Source organism: Bacillus sp. mrc49 (assembly GCF_002803435.1).
The window spans coordinates 1-301 of sequence record NZ_PHNG01000447.1; the positions used below are offsets into that span (position 1 = coordinate 1).

A 301-nucleotide genomic window follows, 5' to 3' on the forward strand; every position below is an offset into this window, starting at 1 on the left:
CGCCGCTACTCAGGAAATCGCGTTTGCTTTCTCTTCCTCCGGGTACTTAGATGTTTCAGTTCCCCGGGTCTGCCTTCAGTACCCTATGTATTCAGGTAAAGATACTGTTCCATTACGAACAGTGGGTTTCCCCATTCGGAAATCTCCGGATCAAAGCTTACTTACAGCTCCCCGCAGCATATCGGTGTTAGTCCCGTCCTTCATCGGCTCCTAGTGCCAAGGCATCCACCGTGCGCCCTTTCTAACTTAACCGTTAAAAAAGTCTTACAGATGCTTTGAAAAAAATTAATTGCCTTCTATC

The 301-nt window shown here is 47.2% G+C and carries 1 rRNA gene; it reads right to left on the reverse strand.

Annotated features, from left to right (window positions below):
• A 23S ribosomal RNA gene (locus tag CVN76_RS02710) occupies nt 1-252 on the reverse strand; the annotation flags it as partial.
• Nucleotides 253-301 lie beyond the last annotated feature (49 nt).